We start from the raw sequence: 21,239 nt of genomic DNA on the forward strand, positions 1-21,239 counted from the left end.
CCAGGCCAAGGTCGTCAACGATCAGTGGGAACGGCTTGGAATCGGACCCGTGTGTCTATTAACGTTCGATAACGCAGCGCGGTCGTCCCAGCCGTCGTCAGTGGCGGCACCCGTGCGCGAGCGCCGAATTCCGCAAGGGAACCGGGGAACCACCTACATGGGGTGAATCGGACACCTGTGTCTCGTGAGAGGCAGAGGAATCCGTAGGAGACCTTCCTGCTCCGAACCCGTCAGCTAACCCGGTAGGCGAGAAGGAAGGAAAGGAGTGCGCCCCCGTGGCGTCCAACAAGCCTGCCCCCGAAGCCCCTTCCCGGTTCGGCCCCGACTTCACCACCGAGTACGGATCCGGGACGGACACCGAGTTCGGCACCGAAGGCTTCGGAGAGACCGACCGGGCCTGGGAGGAATGGAACCCCACCGAGGAGTCCGTCCGCCCCGTACGTGGCAGGCACCGCGTCGCCAAGCAGCGCAACGGGCTCGCCCGTAGCTCCACGGTTCTCGGTGTCGGTGTCATCGCGGCCGTCGGCGCGGGCGGCATGGCCACCGCGCAGAGCAAGCCGCCGGTCTCCATCTCCCTTCCCGATTCCATCGCGGACAATCTCCCCGACGCCGGCTCCCTCCCCGGGGTGGGCGCGCTGTTCTCCGACGGGTCCGCCATCGACCAGGCCCAGGCCGAGACCGCCGCCGCACCGCTGACCAGCGCGGGCATCACCACCGCCGAGGCCGAGCAGGGCGCCACCGACGCCGGCGAGGCGCTCCGCGCCCGCATCCTCCAGCAGGCCGAGCAGCAGCAGAACGCCGCCGACGAGGAGGCCAGGGCGGCCGAGGAGAAGGCCGCCGCGGAGAAGGCGGCAGCCGAGGCGAAGCAGAAGCAGGACGTCGCGGCGGCCAAGGCCGAGGCCGCGAAGAAGAAGGCGGAGGCGGAGGCGAAGGCGAAGGCCGAGGCCGAGCGGCTCGCCAAACTGGCCGCCAGCTACGCCATCCCCACCTCCTCGTACACGATCACCTCGACCTTCGGCCAGGCCGGTTCGATGTGGTCCTCCGGCTACCACACCGGTCTCGACTTCGCGGCTCCGACCGGCACCCCGATCAAGGCCATCCACACCGGCACCATCAAGTCGGCCGGTTGGTCCGGCTCCTACGGCTACCGCACGGTCCTGGAGCTCGAGGACGGTACGGAGCTGTGGTTCTGTCACCAGTCGTCGATCAACGTCAGCGTCGGCCAGAAGGTCACCACCGGTGAGACCATCGGCCGCGTCGGTGCCACCGGAAATGTGACGGGCCCTCACCTCCACCTGGAGGTCCACACCTCGAGCGGCACGGGCATCGACCCGATGACCTGGCTGCGCGACAAGGGCCTCACGCCCTGACCCGAGGAACGCGAGCCGTCCCACCGGCCCGCCATCGATCCCCGGCAGCCCTGACGCTCACCCCCCGACGTCAGGGCTGCCGGTCCGTTTCTCCACGGCTTTCCCGTGCATCATGCATGGAATAGCGGCACCGGTGGATTTTGTTGATCCACTTATGACTTCTCTCCGCAGGCTCGGCTCTTCCGACCTTCAGGTCTTCCCGCTCGCCCTCGGCGGCAACGTCTTCGGCTGGACCGCCGACGAGGCGCAGTCGTTCGCCGTCCTCGACGCGTATGCCGCGGCGGGCGGCAATTTCATCGACACCGCCGACTCGTACTCCGCCTGGGTCCCCGGCAACGAGGGCGGCGAGTCGGAGATCGTCATCGGCAAATGGCTCGCCGCACGCTCCGACCGCTCCGACATCGTCGTCGCGACGAAGGTCGGCGCCCATCCCGAGTACAAGGGCCTCTCCGCGACCACCATCAAGGCCGCGGCCGAGCAGTCGCTGCGCCGTCTCGGCACCGACCACATCGATCTCTACTACACGCACTTCGACGACGAGACCGTCCCGGTCGAGGAGATCATCACCGCTTTCGACCAGTTGGTGAAGGACGGCAAGGTGCGCGCCATCGCCGCCTCCAACATCAGCCCGGAGCGGCTCCAGGCGTCCCTGGACTTCTCCGAGCGCGAGGGGCTGGCCCGTTACGTCGCCCTGCAGCCGCACTACAACCTCGTCTCCCGTGACACCTACGAGGGCGAGCTCCAGGACACCGCCGCCCGCGCCGGGCTCGCCGCCGTCCCGTACTTCGCCCTGGCCTCCGGTTTCCTCACCGGCAAGTACCGTCCGGGCACGTCGGTGGAGAGCGCCCGGGCCGAGAATGCCGGCCGGCACCTGGAGTCGGAGCGGGGCCGGAAGGTCCTGGCCGCACTCGACAGGGTGGCCCAGGAGCGCGGCGCCGAGATCGCGACCGTCGCCCTGGCCTGGCTCGCCGCCCGTCCGACCGTAGCCGCCCCGATCGCCTCGGCCCGCACGGTCGATCAGCTGCCGGCACTGGTGGCCGTCGCCGACCTGCGGCTGACCGAGCAGGAGCTGGCGGAACTCACCGAAGCGTCCGCCTGACCCGTCACCGGGGATGCCGGGGCGGCCGGCTCCCCCGGTGCTGCGACCGGAAAGGTTCACCGGCTCGCGACGCCCGGAACCTCGCTGCGTTGTCGCATCACCCGAGTACGTCCGGTACGAGGGCGATCCTCCGCCTTGCGATGCACCGCACCGGACGCCGCGGGCTTCCCGGCAGACCTTTCCGGTCGCAGCACTAGTGCCCCTCCCGGCAAGCTTTGCCCCGTCGCACCGCCCGGCACGCGCTCCCCCAAGGCCTCAAGGGCCAGGGGGGACCCCCTTCCGCGTTGGCCAAAAGCCCTGGTAGCTCCTTCCCCAAGCTCTCAACTCCGTTCGAGCAGGGGAGACCCCATCCAAGGACTTCCGGCCGCCTTGCGATCACACGCACCGGACGGCGCTCCTCATGGGGCAAACATTGCCGGTCAAGGCACTAGCGGTGCCGTCCGTGGGGCGGCCGGTGATACGGCTGCCCAGGGGGTGACAGGTACGGGTTGTGGCCGCCGTACGGCTGGTACTGCTGCGGAACCGGCGCCGGGGCCACGTACCGCGGGCGCAGGCGGCCCGTCGCCTGTGCCGCGTACGCCAGGGCGGGGGCGGCCACCTCCCGGCGCTGCCAGAGATGGTGCAGCAGTTCCAGTTCACGTGCGCTGAAGTCCGGTTCCGCCGCCCCGCGGCCTGCCCGGCGGCGCAGGAACGCCAGGGACGTGGCGAACGACTCGTACTCGGCGACCGTCCGCGCCGCCGCCTTGCCGCGCGCCGCGGCCTGCGCCTTGGCGTGACTGCGTACCTGCGCCGCGATCCGGCTGTGAGCGCCGTGGGCGGGGCCGTAGGCGGCGGCGTACCCATACCCCGGGGCTCCGTACCCCGCTTGCGCGTGCTGCCGGCGCGCCAGGTCCCGGGCCAGGCCGCGGGCCCGCATCGAGGAGAGCGCGAGCGGCTCGGCCGGGGTCAGCCAGCCGGCGGCCGCGTACGCGGGCAGCTCGGTCGCCAGGGTGCGCAGCTCCCGCTGGCGCGACCAGATCGCCAGCCAGGTGACCAGTCCGAAGACCGGGACCATGAACACCCCGTACACGACATAGAAGCCGTACGGGCCGAACGTCCCCGAGCCGTTCCACAGGGCGTGCATGCCCATGGCGAGGACCAGTCCGAGCAGCGGCAGCGCGATGCGGCGGATGCGGTGGCGGCGTGCGCTGAGCGCCGCGAAGCCGAAGCCCAGGCCGGTCAGCACGGTGAAGAGCGGATGTGCGAACGGCGTCATCACCCCTCGTACGAAGAAGGTCGCGGCCGTCACCGACGCCAGGCCCGAGTTGCCGATCTGCTGGTCCTCGCCGAACGCGTTGCCCAGATAGAGGATGTTCTCGGTGAAGGCGAAGCCCGTCGCCGTGAAGCCGGCGATGACGACCCCGGCGACGACACCGCCGAAGTCCCTTCGCCGGAACAGGAAGATCAGCAGGACGGCCGCCGCCTTCGCGCTCTCCTCGACGACCGGCGCTATGACCGTGGCCCCGAGGGTGTCCGCGTTCGCCGGGTCCGCGGTGGCCGTCGCGATCCAGCGGGTCGCGAAGGAATTGGCGATGATCGCGACCAGGGCGGCGGCGCACGCACCCCAGGCGAAGGCGAACAGCAGATTCCGCCAGGGTTCGGGTTCGACCCGGTCCAGCCAGCGGAACGCCGTCATCAGGAGCGGGACGGGCAGCACGGCCAGACCGAGCCCGACCAGGAATCCTTCGGTGCCGGTCTGGGCGCGGACCAGGGCCAGGATCACCAGCCCGCACAGCGCGAGCACCGTGAAGACCGCAGCGATACGGAACGTCTTGCTCCGCCAGACCATGCCGACGCGGCGTGGGCGGTAGCGCCACTGACCCCGCTCCGGCACGGCCGCCAGGATCTCGCCGACCCGCTGCTCCTCGAGGAGCGGGACGGCCGGCTGCGACTGTTGCTGCTGGACAGAGCCGTCGGACACCCCATGACCCTAACGAGGGGGACTGACAGCTGACCATGGGGCGACGAGGTGCGCGTGCCGCCCCGTCAGGAAATCCGCAGCTCAGCCACGGGTGAGGACCCGGCCGCGCCGGAAAGGTCAGCTACGGGCGAAGAGCAGGTCGTGCACGACGTGGCCCTTGTCCAGGCCCTGCCCCTCGAACCGGGTCAGCGGACGGAACGCGGGCCGCGGTGCGTAGCCGCCGTCCGCCACCGTGTTCTCGAACAGGGGGTGCGCGGTCAGCACCTCGAGCATCTGCTCGGCGTACGGCTCCCAGTCGGTCGCACAGTGCAGCACGGCTCCCGGCTTCAGCCGCTGCGCCACCAGATCGAGGAACTCCGGCTGGATCAGGCGCCGCTTGTGGTGGCGCTTCTTGGGCCACGGGTCGGGGAAGTACACCCGGAGCCCGTCGAGCGAGTCCGGCGGCAGCATCTCGCGCAGCAGGATGATCGCGTCACCGTTGGCCACCCGGATGTTGGACAGTCCGTTCCGGTCCGCGAGCCCGAGCAGATTGCCCTGGCCCGGGGTGTGCACGTCGACGGCGAGTATGCCGGTGCCCGGGTCGTCGGCCGCCATCTGCGCGGTCGCCTCACCCATCCCGAAGCCGATCTCCAGCACGATCGGGAGCCCGCCGAACAGCTCGGGCAGGTCGAGGACCGACTGCCCGTCGATGTCCAGGCCCCACTTCGGCCAGAGCCGCTGCAGCGCGTCCTCCTGGCCGGGTGTGACACGGCTGCGGCGCGGCTGGAAGCTGCGGATCCGGCGCTCGTGGTGCGAACCGGCCGGATCGGCGGCGGGCCCGCCGGGGAAGCGCGGCTCCTGGCGCAGCCTGCGCTGCCGCTCGAAGGCGGCGGCACGCAGATCGTGGGCCTCGTCGGTCTCGGGGGCGGGGTTCAAGGACTCAGACACAATGCCCCGATTCTACGGCGGGCGGCTTCCATCCCGTTCCCTGTGCCCGGAGCAGCGCCCTGCGTGCCACCTCCCGCCCGATGGGCAGAGAGGCCGTCGCGGCGGGCGACGGGGCGTTCAGCACGTGCACGGTGTGCGGGGCCTCGCGGATGAGGAAGTCGTCCACCAGCGTGCCGTCGCGCAGCACCGCCTGGGCCCTGACACCGGACGGGGCGGGGCGCAGGTCGTCCTCCGTGACCTCGGGCAGCAGCCGCCGGACGGCCGCGGTGAATGCGCTCCTCGACAGCGAACGGTGCACCTCGCCCGCCCCGTACCGCCAGTGTCTGCGTGCGATCTGCCAGGAGCCAGGCCAGGTCAGCGTGTCCGCGAGCTCACGCGGGCGTACGACCGGCCAGCTGTACCCCTCGCGGGCCAGCGCGGGCACCGCATTCGGCCCGACGTGGACACCGCCGTCATGGCCCCGGGTCAGGTGCACCCCGAGGAACGGGAACGCCGGATCCGGCACCGGGTAGACCAGCCCGCGCACCAGCTCCGGCCTGGTCAGCTCGTAGTACTCCCCGCGGAAGGGCACGATCCGCATGCCCGGCTCGTCGCCCGCGAGCCGCGCCACCCGGTCGCAGTGCAGCCCCGCGCAGTTGACCAGGACCCGGGCCCGCACGACGCGGCCGTCCGCCGTCCGCACCGCCACACCCCACGGGCGGCGGTCGATCGCCGTGACCTCGGCCCCGAACCTGATCAGCCCGCCCGCGCCGCGCACCTCGGCCGCGAGCCGCTCGGCAACCGCCTTGAAGTCGCACACACCGGTCGTCCCGACCCGGATCGCCGCGAGCCCGCGGACCTGCGGCTCGTACTCCGCGATCCCCGAGGGCCCCAGCTCCCGCACCGGCAGCCCGTGCTCCCGCCCGCGCTGCACCAGGGCGTGCAGCCGGGGCAGCTCGGACCGCTCGGTCGCGACGATCAGCTTGCCGGTCACCGCGTGCGGAATGCCGTACTCCGCGCAGAAGTCGACCATCTCGGCGGCGCCGCGCACCGCATAGCGGGCCTTCAGCGAACCGGGGCGGTAGTAGATGCCACTGTGGATGACCCCGCTGTTGCGCCCCGTCTGGTGGCGCGCCGGGCCCCACTCCTTCTCCAATACCGTCACCCGCGTGCCCGGAGCGGTCCGCGTGAGGGCATACGCCGTCGACAGGCCGACGATCCCGCCGCCGATCACCAGCACATCGCAGTCGTACGCCGCGTGAGTCATCATCACGCCACCTCCCACCCCGATAGTGCACTGACCCACTGACATCGCACTCAAACCAGCGGAGGTCAGCGTGGCGCCCGGAATTCCGCCCCCGGTCGCCTGCGCGTCACCGGAAGGACTCCGCGCGGGCATCCGAGAGGCTGCGGGCGCCCCGGGGGAGGCCGCTACGCCGGCGCCACCAGCAGCGGCCGTGCCCGCTCGCGCAGCTCGGCGACGCGTGGCTCGTCCCCGTACGGTTCGAGGCGGTGCAGCAGGTCCCGTACGTACTCCGTGGTCCGCGCCGACGAGATGCGGCCGGCCACCTCGACCGCGCGGGTGCCCGCCGCGCAGGCCGCGTCCAGGTTGCCGGACTCCAGCTCGGCGACGGCCGAGACCACCAGCCGCAGCCCGTGCGAGCGCACGAACTCCTCGGTCGGCCGGGACAGCGCCTGTTCGGTGAAGCGCCGCACCTGCCGCGGGGCCTTCAGATCGCGGTAGCACTCCGCGGCGTCGGCGGCGAACCTGTCGTACGAGTAGAAGCCCAGCCACGACGGGTCCGCGTCGCCGTCCCGGGAACGCTCCAGCCAGCTCTCGGCGGCCTTCAGCGCGGCCCCCGCGGCCGGGGCGTCGCCCGCCTTCGCATGGGCCCGCGCCTCCACCAGCCGGAAGAAACTCATGGTGCGGGCGGTGGCGAGTCCGCGGTTGCGTTCGACGGCCGCCTGCGCGAGGTCGACTCCCTCGTCGGCGAAGCCGCGGTAGGTCGCCTGCAGCGACATCGACACGAGGACATATCCGCCGAGCGGCACGTCGGCCGCGGCCCGCGCGAGCCGCAGCGCCTGGATGTAGTACCGCTGGGCGGCCTCCTGCTGCCCGGTGTCGAACGCCATCCACCCGGCGAGTCTGGTCAGCTCGGCGGCGGCGCCGAAGAGCGCCCGGCCCACCTCGTCGCTGTACGAGCCGAGGAGCAGTGGCGCCGCGTCCACCCGTAAACACTCCGGGACCATGGAGGAGCGCCAGTCGCCGCCGCCGTACTTGGAGTCCCAGCGGCGCGCGTCCTGGGCCGCCTCGCGGAGTTTGGTCACATCGCTGTGGCCGACGCGCAGCGGCGAGATGTCGTTCATGGAGTCCGGTCCCGGCTGTACGGGAATGCCGGGCGCACCGCCCGGAGCACCCGGCGGTGGCGGTGCACCGTGCGCGCCCTGCGTGCCGAGGATCGCCGCCTCGGCCGCCGACGAGTCGCGTGCCACCGACGGGTCGGCGGGGGTTATCAGCCAGCGGGACGCGGGCGTCGCGTACGCGCTCACCGAGAACGAGCCCGCCAACGACTGCCAGATCCCGCCGCTGCCCGCCCGGCGCCCGGCCAGATCCAGCCGGTACAGCTCGGTCGCCGAACGCACCGCCTCGCCCACGTCGCGCGGGAAGGCCAGACCGACCTCCGGCGCCGGATCGGCGTCCGCGAGCCCGATCTCGTGCAGCGGGACCGGCCGGCCGAGCTTGGCGCCGATCGCCGCGGCGATGAGATGGGGTGCGGCGCCCTGCGGCACCATGCCCTTCGAGACCCATCTCGCCACCGAGGTCTTGTCGTAGCGAAGTGTCAGCCCGCGCTGCGCCCCGAGGTCGTTGACCCGCCGGGCGAGCCCGGCGTTGCTGATTCCCGCGAGGGCGAGAACGGTTCCGAGCTTCTCGTTCGGCCCGCGTTGCTCCCTGGACATGCGCCACCCCTCGACACACAGACGGCAGCCGCGTCACCGAGGAGGCGCGCGGCATTCGTACTGTGTTCTCCCCAGGGACGGGCCCCGGCACTCCGACCGCACACGCATGTGGCCGAGCCCCGAGGAATATGCCTCCTGCCGAGAACCTCAGTAAACCCAGCGTAGTTCGCCGCATCCCTACCGTTAAGGGGCAGACGTCCGTATGGCGGGATTGTTGTCCGTACGTGCGATGGGCGGACGATCGGCGTACCGGGGACGGTCCCACCGCGACGCTCCGGCCGCCCTGTCGGACCCGCCGGACGCCGCTGGGGGCCCCGCCGGGCGAGCCCCCCACGTGCTCCTGGCGTGTGGCCGTGCGCCCGGCCGTGCGCTCTGGCCCGGCCGACGGGGGAGCGCTTCCATGGGTGCTGCGTGGGTCGGCCCACTGCACTGGACTCAGTGGGCTGGGGGACACTGCCGCCTCATTCCCCGCAGGCGGCGGACCGGTCCGGGAGGCGAACCACGTCTCCCGGACTGTGCGTTCGGCGGGTCGCCGGAGCGGACCGGGGCCGGCGTGAGGGCGGGCGGGCAGCCGGTGCGGGAGCGGCCGAGGGGCGTCGCGGAACAGGCCGGGCGACCTCGCATCAAAGCGGGATGGAACGGAACATCGTGCGCGCCGGGAATCGGTTCCGGGGCTTGCCGTGCTCTCCGAGAATGGCCGAATGGCGTCGGTGCGTCGCGGGTTGGGCCGGGCGATCCGTGGACACCCGGCGGGCTGCCGGCCCACGGTCGACGGGCAGTTCCGGAGGTGGCCGGATTTCGGCCGGTACGAACCCCGGGCAACGGGGAAGGCAACAAACGGAACCTGTAGGTCCGTTGTGGCGCCCCCAGTGCGCGGGGATCGGTCGGCCCCGGTCGCCCTCCGGCTTTTGCCAGGGGCGCATGCGCTTGCGACGTGCGCCCTCCGTAGCCACTCCTGCGCGCCGTTGTCGTGGCAGCATGTTCCGCAACGGCGCTGCATCTTCTCGCAGTTCTCCCGGTATGAACCAGGTGCGCCGTTTTTGTCCACAGCCTGTGGAGGCGGCGATGCGTTGGTTGGTGGGGTGGAGCAGTATCGCCGCGAGCTTCGGCACGGTCGGCGCGGTCGGCGCAGCCGACGAGGGGCGCACCGTGCACCCCGTGGGCTCCCAACTCCTGTGGGGCGATCCGGATCCGCTCTGGGCTGTCGGCGACTGGCGCCCCGACGAGATCCGGATCGCCTCCGTCGAGACCGCCGAAGGCGCGCCCACCGCCCGCCTCGCCGTCCTCGGCTGCTGCAGCGCCACCGATGAGCAGCTCCGGCTCGGCCTGCTCGCCGCCCGCGGCGGCGCCCTGCGCCACCTCACCGCCTGGCCGGGCAGCTACACCGCCGTCGTCCAGATCGGCCGGAGGATCACCGTCGTCGGGGACCTCGCCGGAGCCCGCCCGGTCTTCTACACACCCTGGGCGAGCGGTACGGCGTACGCGACCGCCGCACTCCCGCTCGCCGACCTCATCGAGGCGCAGCTGGACATCGGCCACCTGGCCGCGCTCCTCGCCTGCCCCGAGACGCCGGAGGCACTGCGCGACGGCACTCCGTACGTGGGTGTGAAGCGCATCCCGCCGGGGCACGCGCTCATCCTCCGCGAGGGCTCCCGCGAGATCACGGGGTACGAGCCGGTCGCCTCCCTCGCCGTCGCCGCCCCCCAGCTCGACCCGGTGAGCGCCGTGGACGGGGTGCGCGACGCATTGCTCGAAGCGGTGCGCGCCAGGCTCCTGGCCCCCCGCCACGCGCCCGAGACGCTGCCACCCGACCCGGGACCGGTCCCCGGCATGGGGCCCGCCGAACGCCGCGCCGCCCGCGGCGCGCCCGTCCCCGGCATCGGCGCCGACCTCTCCGGCGGCAGCGCCTCCGCCACCCTCGCCCTGCTCGCCGCAGGCCTGCCCGGACTCCCCGGCACCCTCCTCGGCCACGGAACGGGCGCGGGCGAGCGGCTGCTCGCCGTCACCTTCAACGACCTCACCACCCGCGACCACGAGGACGAACTCGAACGTGCCGCGGTCATCGCCGCCAACCCGCGGCTGCACCACGTCGTCGTCGCCGCGGGCGAGGAGGCACTGCCCTACGCCGACCTGGGCAGTGGCCCGCTCACCGACGAACCGGCCCCCTCCCTCGTCGTCGCCGAACGCCACCGCAGGCGCCTCGCCGCCGGCAGCGCCGACCACTTCGTCGGCGACGGCGCCCGGCAGGTCCTCGACGCCCACCCGGCCCGCCTCGCCGACCTCCTGATGGACCGCCGCCGACGCCACCTGCTGCGCCCGGTCGCCGCCCTCGCCAGAGCGGAAGGACCGTCCGCACACTCGCTGTTCGTACCGCTGACCGTCTACCGCGCGGCCCGCCGCCTGGCCCGTACGTCGTACCGCACGGGTCTCGAAACGGCTGCCGACCGGCTCCCGGACGCCAACCGCCGCACGCCCGATCTCGGCACCCCCGCCGACGCCTCGCTCGCCGCGCTCACCTGGTCACGGCCGGGGCCCGCCGCCCGCTGGCTGACCGGGGAGGCGCTCGCGGAAGTGTCGGTGCGCCTCCAGGAGGCGGCGATCCGCCCCGCTTCGGTCCAGCGTCCCGGCGAGGCCCGTGCCCGTGCCGCGCTCGCCCGGCACGCCGCCGACCACCGGATCCTGGAGCAGGCCGCCGAGATCCGCAGCCAGCGGCTGCACGCCCCTTTCCTCGACAATCAGGTGGTACGGGCCGCCCGCGCCCTGCCCGAATCGCTCCGCGTCCAGCCGGGCGCCCGCGCCGCCGTCCTGCGTCGCGTTCTCGCGGGCGCGGGCATCCACGAACTGCCGCCGGGCTGGGGCACCCCCTCCCAGGCGACCTCGACCGCGGTCAGCCGTACCGGTCTGCGCGCCGCGCTCCCCGACCTGATCGCCCTCTTCGACGCCCCCCTGCTCGCCGACGCGGGTCTGATCGAGGCCCGGGTCGTACGAAAGGCCCTGCGCGCGGCTTCCGAGGGCGAACCGCTGCCCCTGGACGGCCTCGCCGACCTGGCCGCCACGGAGCTCTGGCTCCGCCGCCTCGTCTCCCGCCGCGGCACCTGCTGGACGGGCACGGCGGCGCCGCGTCAGCGCGCGGTGGCCGGCGGAGTGGTCCCGGCCCGCCGCACCCTGCAACGCTGACCGTCCCCGATACCCGACACCGCTCGGGGCCCATGAGCACGAACAGCAGGCGTGCGAGGAACGGGGCCGGCAGGCGTACGAGTCCGAGTACGCCGCGGGCACCCGGCTGACCGTCGACGACGTCCTCGAACTTCTGACCCCGGGCGCCGCGGAGCTCCCCGACGCCGAAGGGAGCGGCTCGGATCCCCGCATCGGTTCCGACGGCCCTGGCCCCCGGATCAGCGGCAGCTGATCCTCGACTCCGCCCAGTCGGCCAGCGCCACCCCGCCGAACGGGGCCGCCGGTTCCACGACGAGCCGGATCCGCTGCTGCCCCGCGATACCGACCCCCATGGGTACGGCCGGATCGGTGCCGTTCATCAACGGGGATTGCCACAGCTGCACCCCGGCACCGTTGAACACGGAGAAGCGCACCGAGCCGAGCCCCGCCGACAGATCGTCGACCCCGACCATCGCCTCGTAACGGGTGCATGCCCGGTTCAGCTGGATGGTGACCGACGAACGGCCGTGCACGGTCACCCCGTGCGCATACCGCGTGCCGCCGATCGACAGGCCTGAGCGCCGCCAGACCAAGCTGCTCTCCCCCATCGACACCTCCGGCTCCGTGTGGTCGCCGAGGAAGGAGTAGCGCAACTCGCTGACCCGGTAGACGACGGCCGGCGGTGCTGGTGGCGGAGGCGTGGGCGTGGGTTTCGGCGGCGTGGGGACCGGCGGCGTCGGCGTCGGCGTCGGCGTGGGCGTAGGCGTAGGTGTCGGGGTGGGCGTCGGCTTCGCCCTCGGCGGCGGAGTCGGTGTGGGCGCGGGCGGTGCGGGCGGGACGGGCGCGCTCGGAGGTTCGGGCTCCGGCGTCGGCTTCGGGGGCGGTGGCGACGGCACCGCGGGCGCCACCACGGGCGGTCTGGCCACGGGCTCGGCCTCCGGCTTCTGCTGCTCGTCACCGACCAGTGCCCAGACCAGACCGGCCGCGGCCGCGACAGCCACCGCCGCCGCGATACCGGCCTTGACCGGGGCGCCGAGCCCCTCCGAGGCCACGGCGCCACCGGCCGTACCGCCGGACGAACTTCCGCCCGTCGCCGCCGCGGCGGCACCCGCACCCGCCGCGCCGCCCGCCACGATCCCGGCGGCCTTGAGTGTGTACCCGGCGGCGAACCAGCCGACGACCGCGACCGGGAGCAGCGCCGGAATCCCGGCGTTGACATGCGCCAGCTCGCCCGCGGCGACCCGGCACTTCGCGCACTCGTCCAGATGCTTGCGCAGCCCGCGCTCGGCCCGCATCCGCAGGCCGCCCCGGGCGTAGGCACCGAGCCGGTCGGCATAGCGCGCACAGCCGCCGCCCGAGGTGAGCGACTGGTTCACATGCGCCTGCAGATACGCCTGCTTGAGCCCCTCGCGCGCCCGGCCGGCCAGCACCGCCGTGGCATTGGCGGTCAGGCCGAACAGCGGCGCGATCTCGCTCGGCGACTCCTCCTCGACGGTGGTGTGCCACAGCACCGCCTGCCAGCGCTCCGGCAGACTTCGGAACGCCTGCATGGCCATCGACTGCTCGGCCTCGTGCATCGCCACGACGTCCGCGCCCTGATCCAGCGTGTCCGCGTCCGGCACTCCGGAGGAGCGGGACGCCTGCACGGCGAACACCGCGAAGTCATCGACCAGCTGCTCCCGCCTCGCCGTTCTCGTCCAGGCAGCGGCGACATGTCGTACCGCCGTCATGAGGTACGCCCGCACGGCCTCCTCGGGGCCTTTGCCACCCCGCACCGCCTGCAGAGTGCGGGCGAAGACCTCGGCGGTCAGGTCGTCGGCCGTGTGGGCGTCCCGGCAGCAGCTCCGGGCGTAGCGCCGCACACTGCCCGAGTGCCGTCGGAACAACTCCTCGTACGCGAGGTCGTCCCCGGACCGCATGCGCTGGATCAACTGGGCGTCGGAGAGCGCGAGTCCGGCCGACCCGGCATTGCTCCCGCCCTCCCGCTGCATCGGCACGGTGGTCTCGGCCCCGGCGGTGGCACCGGCACCGGCGTCGGCATTGCCGCCCGCCGCCGCGGACGGCCAGGGTCCGGGCAGCACGGTTCCGCCCTCGGCGTCACCGCCCGACCGCCCGGGGCCGGCCTGGCTCGGGACCGCCCGGAACGTCGGCTCACCGGCTGCAGCGCCCTCACCCACGACCGAGACGCCGTCGAGCGGTTCTTCCTGCTGCCCGTCACCGCTCATTGCGGAAGCCCCCGTATGCGCTTTCGGACCCGAACACCGGGCCAGCGTGCCACACGGCGCAATCACGGCGAACGTTCCATCCCGGCAACCACTCGTCCGGGGCGTTTTCCCGAATGTGAGCACCAACGGCCTGATCCACTCTCTATCGTGCACCAGGCCGTAAGGGCAGTCCCGTGGTCCCCGGCGGGCGTACGAGGACAGCTACGGCACCTCGCCGCGTTGCCGGAACGCCCGAATACGCCCCGTATGGGGGCGCTCCTCCGCTTTGCGGTGCACCGCGACCGACGCCGCGTGCCGTTCCGTCAGGGATGACAGGACAGCCCTTGGCGGACACTCGAACGGGGAAGGACCAACGAGCTTCCGGCGCAGCCGAGTTGCCGAACGCGGCGCCCCGCACCAGGACCACACCGACCCCTCATGCCACCCGTCACGGACCCGACGCCCCGCGCGGGGGCCCGACGGCGCCCGACCGTCGGGCCGACCGAAAGGCCCGCCGAGCCGCCCGCACGCCCGAGCCCAGGCGCCGGTCCGAGCCCACCGCGAGCCCCGGCTCACGCACAACCGAACTCACCCGTCGTGCGGTCCCGCTCGTGTCGTCCCGGTCACGCAGGGCGCGAACGCAGCCCCTCCAGCAGGATGTCCAGCAGTCGGGCCGAAGCGGCAGCCTGCTGAGCCGCATCCGGCAGGGCGGGCGCCGCCGTCGCGATGACCAGCAGCACGTCCGCCACCGTCACATCGCGCCGCAGCTCACCCGCCGCCCGCGCACGGTCGACCAGGCGACCCACGACCTCCAGCAGTTCGGCCGTGCCCGCGCCCTCGCCCGAGAGCCCGTCGTCGTCGGCCGGGTGCCGGCCGGCGACCCGGGGGTCGGCCTGCCCCGCCCCCTGCCGCTGATGAGGGACCCGCGCCTCATTCCGGGCATCCCGGACATCCCCGGAGCCCGCGGTCGAGGTCACGCCGGCATCCTGCGCAACTCCCGTGTCCCCGACCACCGTCGAGTCGTCGACATCGACCCCGACCCGCAGCACCTGCGGCGGCAGCAGCCGCCCCGCGCCCGAGGCCACGGAGGTCCGCAGGAAGCGCGAGAGCGCCGACCACGGCTCGTTCTCCTGCCCCAGCGCGGTCCGCGCCTGGTCGGTCAGCCGGGAGGTCTCCTCCTCGGCTATCCGGCGCACCAGGACGTCCTTGCTCGGGAAACGCCGGTACACCGTGCCGACCCCGACCCGGGCGCGGCGTGCCACGTCCTCCATCGGAGCCCCGTACCCCAGCTCGCCGAACACCTCGCGTGCGGCCCGCAGTACATGCTCCAGATTTCGCTGTGCGTCCACGCGCAGCGGCGCCGAGCGGCCGGCGGTGGAGCTGGAGCCGACAGTCGTTCCTGCCGCGCTCACCGTACCGACTGTACCGATTCGTCCGTTTCCTTCGGACGAGACAGCAGCAGTCTGCCAATGCGAATCCTGAATATGCATAACTCTTCCCCCGGTTATGACGTCTCCCCCCGGAGACTTCCCGCCGTGTCAGTCGGGGAGTGGATCATCGTCCCTGCCCGACACCCCGACGACATACGAACATAGTTGAGCCCGGGTCAATTCAGAAGAGGGCAGTTCCGCACGGTGCGCCCCCCGATCGGAGCAAGGACCGGTTGATTCCTGATTCCACCCCTCGCCATCACCCCCACTGCAAGGTCTGACCTGCGCAGCTTCCGTATTGCCCCGGTGGCCGACCCCGGGGGCCCATCCGGAACCTCCGGTCACACAATTTGCCGGGGCTGTGGACAAATACCTGAGCACGTTGCGTCATGGGGAGGTGATGGCTTCAGATTCCCGGGGGACACCCCCCGGCCCGCCGCCGGGTGTGCGCATCCTCGTCATCGGCGGTGGCTACGTCGGGATGTACACAGCGCTGCGTCTCCAGCGGAAGCTGAAGCAGAGACTCAAGTCCGGCGAGGCCGAGATCGTCGTCGTCACGCCCGAGCCCTACATGACGTATCAGCCGTTCCTGCCCGAGGCGGCCGCAGGTTCGATCTCGCCGCGCCACGTCGTCGTACCGCTCCGTCGCGTGCTGGCGCAGTGCACGATCGTCATCGGCGAGGCGCAGCGCATCGACCACGCCAAGCGCACCGCGACCGTCACCACGCTCGCCACCGGCGAGGACGGCACCGGCGCCCTGGAGATCCCGTACGACGAGATCGTCATCGCACCCGGCTCGGTCTCGCGCACCCTCCCGATCCCCGGCCTCGCCGACCACGGCATCGGCTTCAAGACCATCGAGGAGGCCATCGGCCTGCGCAACCACGTCATCGAGCAGATGGACATCGCCTCCGCCACCCGCGACCCGGCCATCCGCGACGCCGCCCTCACCTTCGTCTTCGTCGGCGGCGGCTACGCAGGAGTGGAGGCGCTCGCCGAACTCGAGGACATGGCCCGCTACACCTCGCGCTACTACCACAACATCAAGGCAGAGGACCTGAAGTGGATCCTCGTCGAGGCGTCCGACCGGATCCTGCCGGAGGTCGGTGACGCGATGGGCATGTACGCCATACGGGAGCTGCGCGGCCGCAATATCGACGTACGCCTCGGCACCCGGCTGGACTCCTGCGAGGACCGGGTCGCCGTCCTCAGCGACGGCTCCCGCTTCCCGACCCGCACGCTGGTGTGGACCGCAGGCGTCAAGCCCGCCCCGATCCTCGCCGCCACCGATCTGCCCCTCACCGAGCGCGGCAGGCTCCGCTGCACCGCGCAGCTGGCCGTCGAAGGCGCCGAACACGCCTGGGCCGCCGGGGACGCCGCGGCCGTTCCCGATCTGACGGCCGGTGAACCGGGCAAGGAGACCGCGCCCAACGCCCAACACGCGGTGCGCCAGGCCAAAGTCCTCGCCGAGAACATCCTCGCGATGATCAGCGGCGAACCGCTCGAGGAGTACCGGCACAGCTATGCGGGCTCCGTCGCCTCGCTCGGCCTCCACAAGGGCGTCGCCCATGTCTACGGGCGCAAGCTCAAGGGCTATCCGGCCTGGCTGATGCACCGTACGTACCACCTGAGCAGGGTTCCGACCTTCAACCGGAAGGCCCGCGTCCTTGCTGAATGGACCCTCGCCGGACTCTTCAAACGCGAGATCGTCTCCCTCGGCTCGCTGGAACACCCGCGCGCCGAATTCGAACTCGCCGCCGGGGGCAGACGCACCGGGGACGACGGTCCGCCCAAGCAGGATGGCTGACTGTCAGTACGGTCCGTCACACTGGACGTGTGACCATAGGTGGGTCCACACCTGCACAGAGTGACCCGGCCGACCGTGACCAACAGTGACCAGTACGAGGCCCGGCTGCGCCTCACCGGGGGTCCGGCTCCCGGTGCCCCGACCCCGGCGGAAGAGAGCCGGTAGCAGAACCGGAAGCAGAACCGGCAGAGGAAGCAGCCCGCCCGAGCGGACCAGACCGACACACGAGGCCAGAATTTCCGTGAACTTCACGCGTTGGAGCGCCCGCCTACCAGGAACGCAGCGTCGCGCCGCCGCCCGGGACAACCGCAGTTCGGTGCCCGCGGCCCGCGGCGAGTACGCCGGGGCCGGGCCAGGGTCCGCCGCACCGGAGGGAAACACCCCCAAGGCCTTCGGAGAGGTCTCCGGGCCGGCCTCCGAACCGGCCCCCGGACCCGCGCTGGAGGATCTCTCCGCCCGCGAGCTCCTCGGCCGCCTGCCCGCCCCGGTCGCCCTGGTGTACGGCCCCGACCACCGCATCGCCTACGTCAACGACGCCTACGCGGCAGCCTTCGGTCCCCGCCCCACCGGCGCCACGGCGGCCGATGCGATGCCGGAGCTCGACGAGCTCAGCCTGCTGCCCCTCATGGATCAGGTCCTGCGCAGCGGCACGCCCCGTACGGTCAAGTCCCGCAAGGTCCGCAACGGCAGCTCGTACACCGTGACCTGCACCCCGGTCGCCACGCCCGCCGCCCACACCGAGGAGGACGGCAGCGGCGAGGGGAGCGAGAGCGGTGTTCTCGTCTACGCGGCCGACGTCACCGACCACGCCGAAGCGGCCGAGCGCCTGCGCACCAGCGAGCGCCGCCACCGCGAGACGGCCGTCACCCTCCAGCGCTCGCTGCTCCCGCAGGAGCTGGAGCAGCCCGACGACCTGCGGATCGCCGCCACATACCAGCCGGGCGGCACGGACGCGGCGGTCGGCGGCGACTGGTACGACGTCATCACTCTCGGCGCGGGCCGCACCGCGCTCGTCATCGGGGACGTGATGGGCCGCGGGGTGCGCGCCGCCGCGGTGATGGGCCAGCTCCGCACCGCCGTCCGCGCCTACGCGCGCCTCGACCTCCCACCGCACGAGGTGCTGCAGCTGCTCGACGGTCTCGCCGCCGAGATCGACGCCAGCCAGATCGCCACCTGCGCGTACGCGGTCCATGATCCGAACGAGGGCCGGCTCGTCTACGCCTCCGCCGGCCACCTCCCGATCCTCGTCCGCGACGAGGACGGTTCGGTGCGCCGCGCCGAGGACCCGACCGGACCGCCGCTCGGCACCGGAGGCTGGATCCACACGTCGGGCACGATCGCACTGCCGCCCGGCTCCACCGCCGTCCTCTACACGGACGGTCTCGTGGAACGCCGCAGCGAGGACATCGACGAGGGGGTCGCGGCCCTGGAGCGCGCCCTCTCCGGCGCCAAGGGATCACCGCAGGTGGTCTGCGACCGTCTCATCCGCTCCCTCGGGGTCACCGCCGAACACGACGACGACGTGGCGGTGCTGGTGGTCCAGCACCCGGCCCGCACAGGGGCGAACGCGGAGCTGTTCCACAACGCCTCGCTCGATCTCCTCGGCGGCATCGAAGCGGCCCCGCGGGCCCGTGCCTTCGCCACCGGCGTCCTGACGTCGTGGCGGTTCCCGGTGGAACTGTGCGATCTGGGCGTCCTCGCCGCCAGCGAACTGGTGGCGAACTCCCTTCAGCACGGCACCCCGCCGATGCGCCTGGGGCTGCGCCGCACCGACCGCCGCCTGATCATCGAGGTGACCGACGGCGACGACCACCTGCCGCGCCGGCGCCGAGCCGAGCCGGTGGACGAAGCGGGCCGCGGCATCTCCATCGTCGCGACGATCGCCTCGTCCTGGGGCAGCCGCCGCACACCTGGCGGCGGCAAAGCGGTCTGGTGTGAGTTCGCGCTGCCTCAGTGAGCGGCAGCAGGAGCCGCGGCCGAAACCGCAGGAGCCGCAACGGGGGCGGTCGCCGGCTCGGCCGTCGCTGTGGCGGCCGCCTCGGCGTCCGGTACCGACAGGGCCACCACCCGCGACGGCACCACCGCGAGCGAAGGCTGATCCTGTACCGGGGTGAGGCGGCGCCCCAGCCGCAGTGCGAGCACCGTGATGCCCAGCGAGAACAGTACGAACGTCACGATGTACGGCCCGTGCAGCGAGGCCCCCATCGGCCCGCCCACGGCGGGACCGACCGCCAGCGCGAGCTGCTTGACCAGGGCGAAGGCCGAGTTGTACTGACCGACCATCGACTCCGGCGCCAGATCGGCGACCAGCGGCGCGACCGTCGGCGAGAGCATCGACTCACCGAGTCCGAACAGGGCGTACGTGGAGATCATCGCGGCCGTCGCCATGGTCTGGCTGCCGTGCCCGAGCCCGGCGTACCCCGCCACGATCCAGGCGAACGCCCAGATCAGCCCGACCGCGGCAATGACCCGGCTGCGCTTGCGGCGCTCCACCAGTCGCAGCACGACGAACTGCGCCACGACGATGACCGCGGTGTTGGCGGCCAGCGCGATGCCCAGCGTCGAGGGCTCGATCCCGGCAGCCTCGGTGCCGTACGCCGCAAGCCCGGACTCGAACTGCCCGTAGCAGGCGAAGAACAGCACGAAGCCCAGCACACACAGCTGCACCATCGCCCGGTGCGAGAGCAGCATCCGCAACCCGCCCTTCGCGGCGGACCCGTCGGTGGGCCTGGCGTCCGCGAACGCGGGGGAACGAGGCATCCGTACCGTCACCGCGACGACGCCGAGCACGATGAACATCGCCGCCTCGATCAGGAACAGCAGCGTGAAGGTCTCCGGCCGGCTCGTGTCGACGATCTGCCCGCCGACCAGACCACCGATGCCGAGCCCCAGGTTCTGCAGGAAGAACTGCATCGCGAAGGCGCGCGTGCGGGTGGCGGCGCCGGAGCACTGGACGAGCATCGTGGCGAGCGCCGGCGACATGACGGCCGTGCCCGCACCGAGGACGGCGGCCGACAGCACGGCGGTCGTCACGTTCGACGAAAGCCCGAGGGCCGCCGCGCCCACGGACGCCACCACGGCGGCGACGATCAGTACCGGCATCGGACCGCGCCGGTCGATGGCCCGCCCGGTGAACGGCAGGACTGCCAGCGCTGCCATGGCGAAGACAGCCAGCACGACTCCCGCCGTACCGGCGCCCAGATCCCGCACCTGTGCCACATAGACGTACAGATACGGAACGGTGAACCCCACACCGAACGCGCTCAGCGCGCTCCCCAGCTGGATCCGCCGCAGCGCTGCGCCCATTTCCCTGGTCACACTCACCTACCTCAAGCTCGCGAAGGACTCACGTCCAAAGACTTCAACAGTAAAGTTCGAACCTCAACAATACAGACCGAAGGACTTCGACGCCAATGAAAGGCGTGCCATACTGCCCGCCATGTCTGACACCACCGAGCCCTCCGGCCTCCAGGAGCCGAGCCTCGACGAGCAGATCGCCGCTTATCAGCGCGAGTTCCGCGACCTGGATCCCCAGGTCGAGCAGGTCGTCTCGGCCCTCGGCCGGCTGAACCGCCGGATGAACGTCGGGTACGGACGCCAGCTGGCCGACCTCGGCATCAGCAACGCCGAGTGGGAGGTCCTCAAGACCCTCGTCGTGGCGGGCTCCCCCTACCGGCTGGGCCCGGGGGAGCTGGCCAAGCGCCTCGGACTCACCCCGGCGGCGATGACCCACCGCATCGACCGCATGGCGAACGAGGGTCTGGTCACGCGGGACCGGGACGAGAACAACCGCGTACGCGTCATCGTCGAACTGACCGATGAGGGACGTACGAAGTGGCTGGAGGCGATGCGCATGGCATCAGCCTTCGAGGGGGACCTGCTGCAGGACCTCTCGGGCGAGGAGCGCGGAGCCCTCGGCGAGATGCTGATCCGCCTCCTGCGCAGGGTCGAGCACACCCAGCCGGACGCCGGCGGCCGCCTCACGGACCTGGACTGACCCGCCCCGGACCGGGACACGCGGGGCCGGGGACACGCCGGAAAACGGCTTGACCTGGCGGAGTTGACACGCCCCTGCCCGATCCGTAAGGTACTTCGAGTTGTCACGGAGCCGGAACGGTTCTGCGACAGCTGATCCCGCCGCGAATGCGGCAACCCAAACTCAGCACGATCTCCCGCTCGGGACGATTTCGGCATGCCGGAATTCATTTCGAAGGCTCGATTATGAACCGCCGGGAAAATCCGCTAGAGTTTGGACGTCGGAACGGCCCAACAGCCGGGAAGACAAACCCCGCTGACTGGGAATCAGGCCCGAAAGGATCTGATAGAGTCGGACTCGCCGGAAAGGGAAA

At 72.1% G+C, this 21,239-nt stretch carries 13 protein-coding genes and 1 riboswitch; of the genes, 6 read left to right on the top strand and 7 right to left on the bottom strand.

The genetic code is table 11. The features are described 5' to 3' along the window. The first annotated feature begins 111 nt into the window (after nucleotides 1–111). A riboswitch (cyclic di-AMP (ydaO/yuaA leader) is annotated at nucleotides 112–264 on the top strand. 11 nt (nucleotides 265–275) lie between these two features. Together ACFU6I_RS31510 and ACFU6I_RS31515 are read left to right on the top strand one after the other, a co-directional pair. Continuing rightward, the gene (locus ACFU6I_RS31510; protein ID WP_384372794.1) at nucleotides 276–1,370 is read left to right on the top strand and encodes a M23 family metallopeptidase; all 1,095 of its coding nucleotides are present in this window, start codon (nucleotides 276–278) and stop codon (nucleotides 1,368–1,370) included. A 154-nt stretch (nucleotides 1,371–1,524) separates the two neighbouring features. Then, complete coding sequence (locus tag ACFU6I_RS31515; RefSeq protein WP_384372796.1) at nucleotides 1,525–2,469, top strand: aldo/keto reductase; 945 nt, start codon at nucleotides 1,525–1,527, stop codon at nucleotides 2,467–2,469. 427 nt (nucleotides 2,470–2,896) lie between these two features. On the opposite strand, the gene ACFU6I_RS31520 is transcribed toward ACFU6I_RS31515, so the two are convergent. From ACFU6I_RS31520 to ACFU6I_RS31535, 4 genes are all read right to left on the bottom strand, one after another. Continuing rightward, the gene (locus ACFU6I_RS31520) at nucleotides 2,897–4,429 is read right to left on the bottom strand and encodes a PrsW family intramembrane metalloprotease (protein WP_384372798.1); all 1,533 of its coding nucleotides are present in this window, start codon (nucleotides 4,427–4,429) and stop codon (nucleotides 2,897–2,899) included. Between the two features lie 117 nt (nucleotides 4,430–4,546). After that, a complete protein-coding gene (gene trmB / locus ACFU6I_RS31525) occupies nucleotides 4,547–5,356 on the bottom strand; it encodes a tRNA (guanosine(46)-N7)-methyltransferase TrmB (RefSeq protein ID WP_384372800.1) in 810 nt (269 codons plus the stop codon). After that, nucleotides 5,349–6,605 carry an L-2-hydroxyglutarate oxidase gene (gene lhgO / locus ACFU6I_RS31530; protein ID WP_384032941.1) on the bottom strand — a complete coding sequence of 419 codons (1,257 nt, stop codon included), beginning with the start codon at nucleotides 6,603–6,605 and terminating at the stop codon, nucleotides 5,349–5,351. Before lhgO ends, trmB begins: the two co-directional genes overlap by 8 nt. Nucleotides 6,606–6,766: 161 nt before the next feature. After that, nucleotides 6,767–8,293 carry a sporulation protein gene (locus ACFU6I_RS31535; protein WP_384372802.1) on the bottom strand — a complete coding sequence of 509 codons (1,527 nt, stop codon included), beginning with the start codon at nucleotides 8,291–8,293 and terminating at the stop codon, nucleotides 6,767–6,769. 1,065 nt (nucleotides 8,294–9,358) lie between these two features. Between ACFU6I_RS31535 and ACFU6I_RS31540 the strand changes: the two genes are divergently transcribed. Next, on the top strand, nucleotides 9,359–11,470 hold the full coding sequence (locus ACFU6I_RS31540) for an asparagine synthase-related protein (RefSeq protein ID WP_384372804.1): 2,112 nt from the start codon (nucleotides 9,359–9,361) through the stop codon (nucleotides 11,468–11,470). Between the two features lie 218 nt (nucleotides 11,471–11,688). Here ACFU6I_RS31540 and ACFU6I_RS31545 read toward each other — a convergent pair whose 3' ends face one another. Both ACFU6I_RS31545 and ACFU6I_RS31550 read right to left on the bottom strand, forming a co-directional pair. After that, nucleotides 11,689–13,674, bottom strand: coding sequence for a sigma-70 family RNA polymerase sigma factor (locus tag ACFU6I_RS31545; protein ID WP_384372806.1), 1,986 nt, complete (start codon nucleotides 13,672–13,674; stop codon nucleotides 11,689–11,691). 602 nt (nucleotides 13,675–14,276) lie between these two features. Further along, nucleotides 14,277–15,143 (bottom strand): TetR/AcrR family transcriptional regulator, encoded by an 867-nt coding sequence (locus ACFU6I_RS31550; protein WP_384372808.1) that lies wholly within the window; start codon nucleotides 15,141–15,143, stop codon nucleotides 14,277–14,279. A 340-nt stretch (nucleotides 15,144–15,483) separates the two neighbouring features. Between ACFU6I_RS31550 and ACFU6I_RS31555 the strand changes: the two genes are divergently transcribed. After that, complete coding sequence (locus ACFU6I_RS31555) at nucleotides 15,484–16,890, top strand: NAD(P)/FAD-dependent oxidoreductase (protein WP_384372810.1); 1,407 nt, start codon at nucleotides 15,484–15,486, stop codon at nucleotides 16,888–16,890. A 241-nt stretch (nucleotides 16,891–17,131) separates the two neighbouring features. Beyond that, complete coding sequence (locus ACFU6I_RS31560) at nucleotides 17,132–18,847, top strand: SpoIIE family protein phosphatase (RefSeq protein ID WP_384372812.1); 1,716 nt, start codon at nucleotides 17,132–17,134, stop codon at nucleotides 18,845–18,847. On the opposite strand, the gene ACFU6I_RS31565 is transcribed toward ACFU6I_RS31560, so the two are convergent. Then, a complete protein-coding gene (locus ACFU6I_RS31565) occupies nucleotides 18,841–20,196 on the bottom strand; it encodes an MFS transporter (RefSeq protein ID WP_384372815.1) in 1,356 nt (451 codons plus the stop codon). The two genes, ACFU6I_RS31560 and ACFU6I_RS31565, sit on opposite strands and share 7 nt — an antisense overlap. A gap of 133 nt (nucleotides 20,197–20,329) precedes the next feature. Between ACFU6I_RS31565 and ACFU6I_RS31570 the strand changes: the two genes are divergently transcribed. Continuing rightward, a complete protein-coding gene (locus ACFU6I_RS31570; RefSeq protein WP_345512466.1) occupies nucleotides 20,330–20,887 on the top strand; it encodes a MarR family transcriptional regulator in 558 nt (185 codons plus the stop codon). Nucleotides 20,888–21,239 lie beyond the last annotated feature (352 nt).

This window comes from Streptomyces sp. NPDC057486, from assembly GCF_042802415.1.
Taxonomy (GTDB): Bacteria; Actinomycetota; Actinomycetes; order Streptomycetales; family Streptomycetaceae; genus Streptomyces; species Streptomyces yanii.